Below are 12,244 nucleotides of genomic sequence, written 5' to 3' on the forward strand. Positions count from 1 at the left end.
CATGTTAAATGACCAGCAACGCATCTTTCTGACCGAAGTCAGCCCTTTCATTGGCCGGGTGCTGGAACAGCAACCTGAGGCGATTCAGACCGCGGATGACGGCATGATTCAGCTGTGCGCTCCGCAGAACTACCGACAGCGTATTGATGAGCGGCTGGCGAGCGTTGATGACGAGAATCGCGCCCAGCAGGAACTGCGATTACAGCGCAATGCCTGGTTTGCGGCGCTGGCCGCTGCCGATTTGCTTGGTCAGTTAACGTTGCAACAGATGCTGGCCCATCTGACTGCTGCTGCCGACGCTTTTATCAGCGCTTCATTAGCCTGGTTATATCCCCGCTTTACCAGTCGCCATGGCACCCCCCTGAATGCGGACGGCCAGGAGCAGCAACTGCTGGTGATCGGTATGGGTAAACTCGGTGGTGGCGAACTGAACTTTTCTTCGGATATTGATCTTATTTTCTGCTATCCCGAACAGGGAGAAACCGATCATTCCCGCAAACCGATCGAAAACGGTGTTTTTTTCACCCGGCTGGGGCAAGCGCTGGTCGGCCTGTTAGATGCGCCAACCGGTGATGGCCGGGTGTTCCGGGTGGATTTAAGGCTGCGGCCATTTGGGCAGTCGGGGCCGCTGGTGGCCAGCATGTCGGCGCTGGAGTACTACTATCAGGAGCAAGGCCGTGACTGGGAGCGCTATGCCATGGTCAAGGCTCGCATGATTGGTGCTGAGGCCGCCTGGCAGGAAGAGCTAAGAAGCCTGTTACGACCCTTTGTCTACCGGCGCTATATCGACTTTTCAGCAATCGATGCACTGCGCAAGATGAAAAGCCTGATCACTCAGGAGACCCGACGTCAGGGCGTCCGTAACAATATTAAGCTGGGCCCGGGAGGTATCCGGGAAATTGAATTTATAGCGCAGGCCTTTCAGTTGATTCGCGGCGGGCAGGAGCGGCAACTGCAGACACAGTCTTTATACCTTGCCTACGCCGCTATTAGGGATCTGAATCTGCTCGCTCCGGCGGCGGTGACCGAACTGCTTAGCTGTTATGAGCATTTGCGCAAAGTTGAACATGTATTGCAGCAGATTAATGATGAGCAAACCCAGACACTGCCTGACGACAAAGAAACACAGCAACGTATCAGCCGGGTATTTGATCAGCCCTGGGAACAAATCACCGCTGATATTGCCACCAGTATGAACAAGGTCCACGGTCACTTTAAGATGGTGATTGGCGATCCGGAACAGGATGATGAAGAAGCTGGTCCGCTGCAGTTGCTGTGGCAGGATATGGTCGAAGACGAAACGGCGCTGAGTGTATTGCAGGACACGGGAGTCGGAAAAAATACCGCCAATATGATCTGGCAACAGGTCAATCAGCTGCGCCAGGAAGTCCGTAAACGCGGTAGTGGCCCCCGCGGGCGCAAAGCGATGGCACGCCTGGTACCGCTGTTACTTGGGCGGATTATTCAGTTTGAAGATGCTGAATTCGTCCTTGAACGGGTACTAAACGTATTACGGAAAATCATGAGCCGGACGGCTTATGTCGAACTTCTGGTCGAAAACCAGGGGGCCCGCGAACAACTGCTGAAACTCTGCCGGGCGAGTTCCTGGCTGACTGATCAACTGGCCAATTATCCGTTACTGCTCGATGAACTCATTGACCCGGCGCATCTGTATCAGTTACCGGAATTCGCTGAGTATCCGCGGCTGCTGGAAGAGTACCTGTTGCGGATTCCTGAGCAGGAAGTTGATCTGGAAGCGCAGATGAATGCATTGCGCCAGGCGCGGCAGGCATTGCAGCTAAAAGTGGCGGCTGCGGACATTAGTGGCGCGCTACCGCTGATGAAAGTAAGCGATCATTTAAGCTATCTGGCCGAAGCCATGATTGGTCATGTGGTACGGCTGGCCTGGTTCCAGCTGGCAGAGAAGCACGGTGTACCGCCCGGTTGTTCGGTGGATGATAACGGTCTCGCTGTCATGGCTTATGGCAAGCTGGGCGGCCTGGAGCTGGGCTATGGTTCTGATCTTGATCTGGTATTTCTGACCAATACCCCATATGAGGGCGAAACCGACGGCCAGAAACCAATAGAAATTCAGCAATTCTATCTGCGACTGGCCCAGCGTATTCTGCACATCTTTACCACCCGCACTATGATCGGAGTTTTGTACGAGGTGGACATGCGCCTGCGGCCTTCGGGCAAATCCGGCTTATTGGTCACCCAGGTGGATACCTTCGAACAGTATCTGAAAGAAGATGCCTGGACCTGGGAATTACAGGCATTGGTGCGGGCCAGACCCGTCTATGGAAATAAAGAATTGCAGCAACAGCTCACGACGATGCGCCAACAGCACTTGCAGCGGCACCGCGACCAGCGGGAATTGCAGGAACAAGTGGTCAGCATGCGCGCGAAGATGAGAGAGCATTTACACAATGCGGTCAGGGAGCAGGAGTTTGATACCAAGCAGGGCGTCGGCGGCATTACCGATATTGAATTTTTAGTTCAGTATCTGGTGCTTGCGTACAGCAGTGAGTATCCGGAGCTCACCCGTTACACCGATAATATCAGGATTCTGGAAACCGCTGGTAGCCACGGGCTGCTCAGTGATGAACAAGTTAGCGGCCTTATCAGCGCCTATATTGAACAGCGCGGGGTGTTACATCAGCTGGCGCTGGACAAAAAGGGCCCGGTAACGCGGCAGGATTTAAGCCAGGCGCGAACAGCTGTTATCAGCGCCTGGAAACACTGCTTTAACCTTGATATAAATCAGGATCCCCGGGGTTCGGACGGGTCTTAAAGCGGCGATGCACCCAGAGGTATTGTTCCGGGGCCTGTTGTACCGCAAACTCCACCATCTTGTTAATCCGGGTAGCATCAGCTAACTCATCGCCAGTCGGGAAATTTTCGAACTGGGGATAAAAGCTCAGATCATAGCCGCTGCCATCGGCCCGGCGAAAACAGGTTGATGGCACCACCACACAGTTCGCATTGCCGGCAAACAGCGTGGTTCCGGTGGTGGTACTGGTTTCGGCTACTTCAAAGAAAGGAACAAATACGGTCCGTTTGCGGCCATAGTCCTGATCCGGCAGGTAGCCGGCTATCTCGCCCTGGTTCAGCGCCTGCAGCATGCTGCGGACATCGGTTCTGGGAATCAGGTACTTGTTCGACCGGCCGCGGCCGCGAGTTTGCAGAAACTCCATCACCGCGTTGTTGTGTGGTCGGTAAAGTCCGACAGCAGGCTTAACGAAGCCGTGCATACGGGCATGCACCTCGAGACTGAGAAAGTGGAACATCAGCATTAGAACGCCCTTTCCCTCGGCCAGTGGCGCCTTAATATGTTCAGCGCCGTGTACATGCAGCTTGCGGCGAATACGCCAGTCCGGCCACCACCAGGCCATACCGGTTTCGAAAAATGCGATCCCGGTGTTTTCCATATTCCGTCGCACCAGATCTTCAAGTTCATCGGCAGACTTTTCCGGAAAGCACAGTTCAACATTACGTCGGGCAATATTGGCGCGCTTCGGGACAAAGTTATAAAAAAGGCGGCCCAGGCCGCGTCCCATCCCCAACTGTAGGCGATAAGGTAACCAGGAAATCGTGTAGAGGATCCCAACTCCAAGCCAGGTCAGCCAGTATTTTGGCAGTAAGAACCTGGCCTGGAATTTAGGGGTTTCAATTACTTTCATATGCCAGGCTGGAGTTGATGGCTGATAAATCCTGCTCGGTAATCTGACCGGATGCCTGCTGCAGTGTCAGGTACTGACGAATGTAGCCGTAGCGTGCGGTCGATAAATTGCGTCGGGCGTTAAACAAGTTCTGGGTGCTGTTCAACACATCGACGATAGTCCGGGTGCCAACTTCAAAGCCGGTTTGCGTTGCTTTTAATGCGCTTTCAGCAGATACCACAGCTTGTTTAAGTGCGCGGATACTGGCTAAGGATGCTTCGACATCATAGTAGGCAGTACGCACTTCGCGTTCAACATTACGGCGCACAAATTCGAGCTGCTGGCTGCTGGCTACGTAATTCTCACGGGCCTGGTCGGCCTGGGCTGAAGTGCGGAAACCGGTAAAGATAGGAACCCGTAAGTTGAGGCCGATCGAACGGGAGTCCATGCGCGGCATATCAATGGTGTTGCCCTGAGTTTCAGTGGTGGTTTCATTGGTGGAATAGTTACCGCTCAACGATACGGTCGGATAGTGACCGCTCTGCGCCAGCTCAATACGTTGTTCTGCTACTTCGACCACAACGCGTTGTACCATCAGCGCTAAATTCTTATCTTCGGCTATTTTCACCCAGCTTTGGGCATCGGCAGGTGATGGCGTTTCCGGATCGAAAGCTGAGGTGTCCAGACTTGCCAGGCGTTCATGATAACGGCCAGTAATTTCGCGCAGGCCTTCGCGGGCAATCGAGACCGCATTTTCAGCCTGAATCTCCCGGGCGACAGCATTGTCGAACTGAGCTTGTGCCTCATGCACATCGGTGATGGCGGTCAGACCGACGGAGAAACGTTGTTTGGTCTGTTCGAGCTGACGTTCAATCGCCTTTTTCTCAGCGCGGGCAAACTCGAGATCGTCCTGCCGCTCAAGTACGGTGAAATAGGCGTTGACCACCCGTAACATAAGTTCCTGACGGGTATTACGATAAGTCACTTCAGCCTGATAGGCCTGCTTTTCGGAGATCTGGGTTTGCTCCCACACACTCATATCGAACAGGCTCTGGGTCAGGCTTACGCCGGCGTCCCAGCCGCGGCTTTCTGAATCCAGGGTAAAGAAGCCAGTGCTGTCAAACTGCGCGCGCTCCGCAGTAGAACGGCTATAACCAGCCTCGAATCCGATTTGCGGCCACCAGTCGGCGCGGGCAATATCAACGCCTTGCTGTGCGGCGCGACGTTCGGCATCGACCCGTTGTAAGGTAGGATCATTTTGCAGAGCAAGCTGGAATACCTGTTCTAAGTTGTCCGCGTATGCGGCACTATGGCCTGCTGTAAGAGTTAAGCCAATGAGAGTGGTCAGTACGAACTTTTTCATGTTATCGGATGTCCTGAATTATCTGAAAGCAGCAGATTGCTTTAGGTTAATGGCATTTATTTTACATACACTGTTGAATGCATACCAGCTTACTCTTTAATAGGCCGGAATTCTGTCAGGAAGTTGCAACAGTCTGAGTTCAAGTGTAACGAATTATGTGATGTTTTCGGCTATTTTTTCAATCAGCAATAAACCGCGATAAGCTGAATCGAGTAGTTAAGACGTCAAATAACTTAAAAAGGTTTACTGTGCAAAAATTTAATCGAAAAGATGTTGAAATAGTTAAGCGAAAATCAGTACGTGAGGGCTTTCTGAGTATTTTGGTATACCAGTTACGCCATCGCCTGTTTGGCGGCGGCTGGTCTCCTGAATTTGAGCGCGAAGTGATGGACCGCGGTCATGCGGTGGTGGTGCTACCCTATGATCCGCAACGGGATACTATTGTGCTGCTGGAACAGTTCCGCATCGGTGCTCTGGATCTGGATGACAGCCCCTGGTTGCTCGAGTTCGTCGCGGGCATGATTGATCATGATGATGAACCGGCTGAGCAGGTGGCGCACCGTGAACTCGCCGAAGAAGCAGGCTTAACTACTGATCAGCTACACTACGCGCTTACTTATTTATCAACCCCCGGTGGTTGTACCGAGAAGATTTCCGTCTATATCGCGTTAGTCGATAGCAGTAAAGCCTCCCGGCAGGGTGGGTTAGCTGCTGAAAATGAAGATATTCTGGTACATGTACTGCCCCGCAGCCAGGTTATTGAGCTGTTAGAGCAAGGTAAAATTAACAACGCAGCCAGTGTGATTGCGTTACAATGGCTGCAACTACACAGGCAACATTTAATACATCCATGACTACAGATGTCCGCACTCGTCGTTATCAGTTTGATCTTGCCGCGCTGCAGCGTCTGGCAGCAGTGAATTATGCTGCGCTGGATAAGCTTGTCAGTGGCATACCAGCCCAGGGGAACCGGGTGGTAAAGGCTGGCCGTAATTTGCGGTTCAGTCTGGCCGTAACTGATTCGGCTCCTTATACCACCGAGATCCGTATTCAGCAGCAGGCACTCAGCCAGCAGTTGCCCGGGCTGCGGGAAGCACAGATGGATGTGCGCCTGTATCACGATGCCCAGTTGGCCGAGGTCATCCGCAGCCAGGGTATTGCGCGGTTACGACCATTTTATCCGCAGCCGAACCGCGATATGCATCAGGCTGATGAAAAGCATCAGGTCAATTATTTTTTGCAGGAGTGGCTACAACTTCTTAGTCGTTCCGGAATGGCGCAGGAGAATTAATCAGTGCTGTTGTACCTGCACGGTTTCGAAAGCTCGCCGGCTTCACCCAAAATTATCGAACTGAAGAAATTCTTAAAATACCAGCCGAATGCCCCGGAGCTTGTTGCCGAACAGCTGCCGGCTAGTATGGCAGCTACCCGTGACTATATTGATGATCTGCTTAGCAGCCGTCAGCCAACAGCGGTGATGGGTAGTTCGCTGGGCGGATTCTGGACGCATTACGCCGTCAGCCAGCTCCGTGGTTCCGGTAAATCAGTGCGCGGGGTTCTCATCAACCCGGCGGTGCAACCGGTGCAATGGCTGGCCGGCGATATGCCGGTGCGGGAACATCCCTATACCGGCGAGCGCTATCAGCTGGGTAATAACGATCAGCAAATCTTAACCGAGGTTGAGCGGCAGCTTGACCCGGCCGTGGAGCTGCTGGTTTTATTGCAGAATGGCGATGCGCAGCTGGATTATCGGGCGGCCCGTGACTATTACCGCAATCAGCGCATGATCATTGAGCACGGAGGCGATCACAGCTTTACCCGATTTGCACGATACCTCCCGTCGGCGCTTGAGTTTCTCAACGTCCTGTAACAGTATATGGGCATCATTTCCGGTGCCAAATAGTATAAGAAGAGCGCATGTCAGACTACAAAGCAGATTCGATAGAGGTCCTCAACGGCCTCGAGCCGGTTCGCCGTCGACCCGGCATGTATACAGATACCTCACGCCCTAACCATCTTGGCCAGGAAGTCATCGATAACAGTGTTGATGAAGCGCTGGCGGGCCACGCCCGTGAGATGATCGTCATCCTTCATCCGGACCAGTCGATGTCGGTTCAGGATGACGGGCGCGGAATGCCGGTGGATGTGCATCCTGAAGAAGGGGTGCCCGGCGTCGAGTTGATCATGACCAAGCTGCATGCCGGCGGCAAGTTTTCGAATAAGAACTATCAGTTTTCAGGTGGTCTGCACGGTGTCGGTATCTCGGTGGTGAACGCCCTGTCGACCCGTGTCGAAGTCACCGTGAAACGTGATGGTCAGGTTTATGAAATGGCCTTCGAGAACGGCGATAAGGTCAGCGAACTGACCGTGACCGGCACCGTCGGTAAGCGTAATACGGGTACCAGCCTGCATTTCTGGCCGGATCCCAAATACTTTGACTCGCCGCGCTTTTCGGTGCTGAAGATGAGTCACTTGTTGCGCGCCAAAGCGGTCTTGTGTCCCGGTCTGAAAATCACCTTCCGCAACCTGGTCGATGAAACCGAACAATCCTGGTATTACGAAGATGGTCTGCGGGATTATCTGGTTGAGTCTGTTCAGGAACTGCCGACCCTGCCGGAAGAGCCCTTTATCGGGTCGTTCACCAGCAATGAAGAAGCGGTTGAATGGGCGGTAACCTGGCTGCCGGAAGGCGGCGAGGGCGTCATGGAAGGTTATGTAAACCTGATTCCGACGCCGCAAGGCGGAACTCACGTTAATGGTCTGCGCCAGGGGTTGCTTGAAGCCATGCGCGACTTCTGTGATTTCCGTAATTTATTACCGCGCGGCGTCCGGCTGACCCCGGAAGATATCTGGGAACGTTGCAGCTACATCCTCTCAGTAAAAATGCAGGATCCCCAGTTCGCTGGGCAAACCAAAGAGCGTTTATCATCACGCCAGTGTGCAGCGTTCGTGTCAGGCGTGGTCAAAGATGCGTTCAGTTTGTGGCTGAATGAACACACCGAACAAGCTGAGCTACTGGCTGATTTATGTATCAACAATGCACAGCGCCGGATGCGTGCCAGCAAAAAGGTGGTGCGCAAAAAAGTCACCCAGGGACCACCGCTGCCGGGCAAATTAACTGACTGTGCCACGCAGGACACCAGTCGCAGTGAACTCTTCCTGGTGGAAGGGGATTCTGCCGGCGGCTCAGCGAAGCAGGCACGGGACCGTTATTTTCAAGCAGTAATGCCATTGCGCGGAAAAATCCTCAATACCTGGGAAGTTGAATCTGATCAGATCCTGGGGTCGCAGGAAATTCATGACATTTCCGTGGCGCTTGGGGTCGATCCCGATTCAGGGGATCTGGAAAAGCTGCGCTACGGGAAAATTTGCATCCTTGCCGATGCGGATTCCGACGGGCTGCACATCGCCACTCTGCTGTGTGCGCTCTTTATGAAGCACTTCCGCACACTGGTTGATCATGGCCATGTGTATGTGGCCATGCCACCACTGTATCGGGTGGACGTTGGTAAGGAAGTTTTCTACGCCCTGGATGAAGATGAAAAACAGGGCATTCTCGACCGTATTGAGGCCGAGAAACGTAAAGGCAAAGTCAACGTACAGCGCTTTAAAGGCCTGGGTGAAATGAATCCGCTGCAACTGCGTGAGACCACTATGGACCCGAATACCCGGCGGCTGGTGCAACTGACCGTTGATGACATTGCCGCAACGGATGAGTTAATGGACATGCTGCTGGCGAAAAAACGATCCGGTGATCGCCGGGAGTGGCTGGAAAGTAAAGGCAACCTGGTCGATCTGGCTGAGCTGTAAGGAGAATACTGCGAATGACGATGGAAAATATAGAACAGGTTCCGCTACGCCGGTTTACTGAAGACGCTTACTTAAATTATTCCATGTACGTGATCATGGACCGGGCCTTACCCCATATCGGTGACGGCCTGAAGCCGGTTCAGCGGCGCATTATCTACGCCATGTCAGAGCTTGGCCTGACCGCACTGGCGAAATATAAAAAGTCCGCGCGTACCGTCGGTGACGTCTTGGGTAAATTCCACCCCCACGGCGACAGTGCCTGCTATGAAGCTATGGTGCTGATGGCGCAACCCTTCTCCTACCGCTACCCGTTGGTTGACGGTCAGGGCAACTGGGGGTCATCGGACGATCCGAAATCTTTCGCCGCCATGCGTTATACCGAAGCCAAGCTGTCGCGTTTCAGTGAAGTGCTGTTGTCAGAGCTGGGGCAGGGTACCGTTGACTGGAGTCCGAACTTCGATGGCACCATGAAAGAGCCGCGGATGTTGCCGGCCCGGTTGCCACACATCCTGTTAAATGGTGTTACTGGTATTGCGGTTGGTATGGCAACAGATATTCCGCCGCACAATGCCCGCGAAGTTGCACATGCCTGCGCTATGCTGCTGGAGAAACCCAGTGCCAGCCTGGCTGATGTCATGGAGCACATGCACGGACCGGATTATCCGACCGATGCCGAGATCATCACCCCCCATGATGAAATCGTTAAAATTTACGAAAGCGGCCGCGGTACCATCCGCATGCGCGCAAAATATGTACTCGAAGACGGCGAAGTGGTCATTACCGCGCTACCGCATCAGGCCTCGGGTTCAAAAGTTCTTGAGCAGATTGCCGCCCAGATGCAGGCGAAAAAGCTGCCGATGGTAACCGACCTGCGGGATGAGTCGGATCATGAGAATCCGACCCGACTGGTGGTGGTACCACGCTCTAACCGGGTGGATACCGAGCAGATGATGCAACACCTGTTCGCCACCACGGATCTTGAAAAGAACTATCGGGTTAACCTCAATATGCTGGGCCTGGATGGCCGGCCTCAGGTCAAATCAATATTAACGGTACTTAAGGAATGGCTTGAGTTTCGCCAGACCACAGTCACCCGGCGGTTACAGCATCGCCTGGACAAAGTACTGGCGCGTTTGCATATCCTCGAAGGTTTATTGGTTGCCTACCTGAATATTGATGAAGTGATTGCGATCATCCGCTATGAGGATGAGCCTAAAGCTGAACTGATGGCGCGGTTTAAATTAAGCGACACCCAGGCTGAAGCTATTCTCGAACTGAAATTGCGGCATTTAGCCAAGCTTGAAGAAGTGAAGCTGACCGGTGAGCAGAACGAACTGGAGCAGGAACGCCAGCAACTGGAGTTATTACTTAGCTCAGATCGCCGCCTGAAAACCCTGATCCGTAAAGAAATACTGGCCGACGCAGAAAAATATGGCGATCCACGTCGCTCGCCATTAATTGAACGGCAGGAAGCGAAAGCATTGAGCGAGCGCGACCTCACACCGGCTGAGCCGGTGACTGTAGTGCTGTCGGAAAAAGGCTGGGTCCGCGCGGCCAAAGGCCATGATGTGGACGGCACTACGCTGGCCTACAAGTCGGGTGACCGTTTCCTCGCCTCGGCCCAGGGCAAGAGTAACCAGCAGGTCGTCTTCCTCGACAGCTCCGGGCGCAGCTTCTCTTGTGAAGCGCACTTGCTACCTTCTGCCCGTACCCAGGGCGAGCCACTGACCGGCCGCTTTAACCTGGTTTCCGGCGAAACCATTGAGCACGTACTGATGGCGAAAGATGAGCAGCGCTATTTGCTCGCATCCGATGCTGGCTACGGTTTTATTTGTACCTTTGGCGATCTGGTCAGCCGCAATAAAAACGGTAAAACCATACTGAACCTCCCAACGGGCGCGAAAATATTGCCGCCAAGCCAGGTTCAGAGCACCGAAACCGATCAATTGGTGGTGATATCAAATGAAGGCCGGATGCTTATATTCCCGGTCTCGGAACTTCCTGAGCTGGCCAAAGGTAAGGGTAATAAGATGCTCAGCATTCCGACGTTACGGGCGCAGTCACGCGAGGAATATGTGGTCGCGGCTGCCATCGTACCAGTTGCCGCGCCAGTGACTTTGTTGGCCGGTAAACGTAAACTGACACTGAAGGCGCCGGATCTGGAGCACTACCGCGGTGAACGCGGGCGGCGCGGTAATAAGCTGCCGCGGGGCTTGCAGCGGGTCGACGCTATTGTCGTTGAGAATCAGGATTAAACCGGAGATATCATGCTCGCAGTTGTACGGATAATTCTACTGGGTTTGTTTGTTGTGATAGGTAGTACATTGTTGCTGCTGATTTGTCTGGTGCGACCTTTCCACCCGCAGAATACACCGCTGGCGGGACGCTGGTACGGGCGTATGCGTTATTTACTGGGAATCAAAATGGAAGTGCGGATCCCGGATGAAATTGATCAGAACAAGGCATACGTCTATATCGCCAATCATCAGAACACCTGGGATATCTTTACCCTCGCAGGGGCTATTCCTAATCGCACGGTAAGTATAGGTAAGAAGAGCCTGAAGTGGATTCCGTTTTTCGGTCAGCTTTACTGGCTGGCAGGGAATATCCTGATTGACCGCAAGCACACGGGCCGCGCTCGCGGTACCATTGATCAGGCCGCGGCAGCCATCAGAGACCGGAATATTTCAATTCTGTTGTTTCCTGAAGGCACGCGCAGCTATGGCAGAGGCTTATTGCCATTTAAAACCGGCGCTTTTCGCACAGCCGTGCAGGCAGAAGTTGATATTGTGCCGATCTGCGTGTCTAATCTGCATGGTCGAATCAAGCTTAACCGCTGGAACAACGGTAAACTCATCGTGGAGATGCTGCCACCAGTTTCGATTAAGGATTACGACGCAGAGTCCGTGCGGGCTTTATCAGCGCACTGTCACCAGTTGATGCAGATGAAAATCCGCGAACTGGATCACGAATTAGCACAAGGATAAGCCATTATGGCGGTTGATCTGGATGCGCTCCGAGCGCAAAGTGAAGAAACGGTTGAAGCCTTGCTTGCCGATGGTGCGCCTGCTGATGATATCTATACGATAGAGCATCACCTGGCCAGTAATGATTTCAGTAAGCTTGAGAAGGCTGCGGTAGAACTGGTTAAAGCCGGCTACCATGTGGATGATGCGGATGAGTTCGAACTCGATGACAACTCCCGCTTTTTTGCTTTTGTTGCTGTTTCAGAAACCAGCCTGGACGCGCATGTATTGGATATGCAAACCCAGGAAGTTGCTAAAATTGCTGACTTAGCCGGCGTCGACTATGACGGCTGGGGCACCTATTACGGCGACGACGAAGATTACGATGAAGACGAGTATGAGGATGACTCCGACGAGGAGTCGGAGCACTAATACCAACGAAT

9 protein-coding genes and 1 pseudogene are annotated in these 12,244 nt (G+C 53.3%); 8 read left to right on the forward strand and 2 right to left on the reverse strand.

What is annotated here, in order from left to right; translation table 11 throughout:
- Positions 1–13: 13 nt before the first annotated feature.
- Positions 14–2,794 (forward strand): annotated as a pseudogene (gene glnE / locus IDSA_RS10300) (bifunctional [glutamate--ammonia ligase]-adenylyl-L-tyrosine phosphorylase/[glutamate--ammonia-ligase] adenylyltransferase); the annotation flags it as partial.
- Here the strand turns inward: glnE and lpxL are convergent.
- Together lpxL and tolC are read right to left on the reverse strand one after the other, a co-directional pair.
- Positions 2,748–3,683, reverse strand: a complete 936-nt coding sequence (gene lpxL, locus IDSA_RS10305; protein ID WP_034776615.1) for an LpxL/LpxP family Kdo(2)-lipid IV(A) lauroyl/palmitoleoyl acyltransferase — start codon at positions 3,681–3,683, stop codon at positions 2,748–2,750. The pseudogene glnE and the gene lpxL sit on opposite strands and share 47 nt — an antisense overlap.
- Positions 3,670–5,025 carry an outer membrane channel protein TolC gene (gene tolC / locus IDSA_RS10310; protein ID WP_034776617.1) on the reverse strand — a complete coding sequence of 452 codons (1,356 nt, stop codon included), beginning with the start codon at positions 5,023–5,025 and terminating at the stop codon, positions 3,670–3,672. The genes lpxL and tolC overlap by 14 nt, the downstream gene beginning before the upstream one ends.
- Before the next feature lie 248 nt (positions 5,026–5,273).
- Between tolC and nudF the strand changes: the two genes are divergently transcribed.
- Genes nudF through rraB form a run of 7 tightly spaced genes read left to right on the forward strand, consistent with a single transcriptional unit; the run spans position 5,274 to position 12,233 of the window.
- Positions 5,274–5,879, forward strand: coding sequence for an ADP-ribose diphosphatase (nudF, locus tag IDSA_RS10315; RefSeq protein WP_034776619.1), 606 nt, complete (start codon positions 5,274–5,276; stop codon positions 5,877–5,879).
- The gene (locus IDSA_RS10320) at positions 5,876–6,316 is read left to right on the forward strand and encodes a DUF1249 domain-containing protein (RefSeq protein WP_034776621.1); all 441 of its coding nucleotides are present in this window, start codon (positions 5,876–5,878) and stop codon (positions 6,314–6,316) included. Before nudF ends, IDSA_RS10320 begins: the two co-directional genes overlap by 4 nt.
- Positions 6,317–6,319: 3 nt before the next feature.
- Positions 6,320–6,895, forward strand: a complete 576-nt coding sequence (locus tag IDSA_RS10325) for a YqiA/YcfP family alpha/beta fold hydrolase (protein ID WP_051986233.1) — start codon at positions 6,320–6,322, stop codon at positions 6,893–6,895.
- A gap of 47 nt (positions 6,896–6,942) precedes the next feature.
- Complete coding sequence (gene parE, locus IDSA_RS10330; RefSeq protein WP_034776623.1) at positions 6,943–8,835, forward strand: DNA topoisomerase IV subunit B; 1,893 nt, start codon at positions 6,943–6,945, stop codon at positions 8,833–8,835.
- A 14-nt stretch (positions 8,836–8,849) separates the two neighbouring features.
- On the forward strand, positions 8,850–11,090 hold the full coding sequence (gene parC / locus IDSA_RS10335; protein WP_034776625.1) for a DNA topoisomerase IV subunit A: 2,241 nt from the start codon (positions 8,850–8,852) through the stop codon (positions 11,088–11,090).
- 12 nt (positions 11,091–11,102) lie between these two features.
- On the forward strand, positions 11,103–11,822 hold the full coding sequence (locus tag IDSA_RS10340; protein WP_034776628.1) for a 1-acylglycerol-3-phosphate O-acyltransferase: 720 nt from the start codon (positions 11,103–11,105) through the stop codon (positions 11,820–11,822).
- 6 nt (positions 11,823–11,828) lie between these two features.
- Entirely contained in the window at positions 11,829–12,233 is a 405-nt protein-coding gene (gene rraB, locus IDSA_RS10345) for a ribonuclease E inhibitor RraB (RefSeq protein ID WP_034776631.1), read from the forward strand.
- Positions 12,234–12,244 lie beyond the last annotated feature (11 nt).

The organism is Pseudidiomarina salinarum (genome assembly GCF_000753715.1).
In the GTDB taxonomy this organism is placed as follows: domain Bacteria; phylum Pseudomonadota; class Gammaproteobacteria; order Enterobacterales; family Alteromonadaceae; genus Pseudidiomarina; species Pseudidiomarina salinarum.

What these genes read in the sequence shown, in the direction of transcription:
- parC (WP_034776625.1), top strand. Translation starts at nt 8,850, where the DNA reads ATGACGATGGAAAATATAGAACAGGTTCCGCTACGCCGGTTTACTGAA.
- parE (WP_034776623.1), top strand. Translation starts at nt 6,943, where the DNA reads ATGTCAGACTACAAAGCAGATTCGATAGAGGTCCTCAACGGCCTCGAG.
- IDSA_RS10320 (WP_034776621.1), top strand. Translation starts at nt 5,876, where the DNA reads ATGACTACAGATGTCCGCACTCGTCGTTATCAGTTTGATCTTGCCGCG.
- tolC (WP_034776617.1), bottom strand. Translation starts at nt 5,025, where the DNA reads ATGAAAAAGTTCGTACTGACCACTCTCATTGGCTTAACTCTTACAGCA.
- IDSA_RS10340 (WP_034776628.1), top strand. Translation starts at nt 11,103, where the DNA reads ATGCTCGCAGTTGTACGGATAATTCTACTGGGTTTGTTTGTTGTGATA.
- lpxL (WP_034776615.1), bottom strand. Translation starts at nt 3,683, where the DNA reads ATGAAAGTAATTGAAACCCCTAAATTCCAGGCCAGGTTCTTACTGCCA.
- rraB (WP_034776631.1), top strand. Translation starts at nt 11,829, where the DNA reads ATGGCGGTTGATCTGGATGCGCTCCGAGCGCAAAGTGAAGAAACGGTT.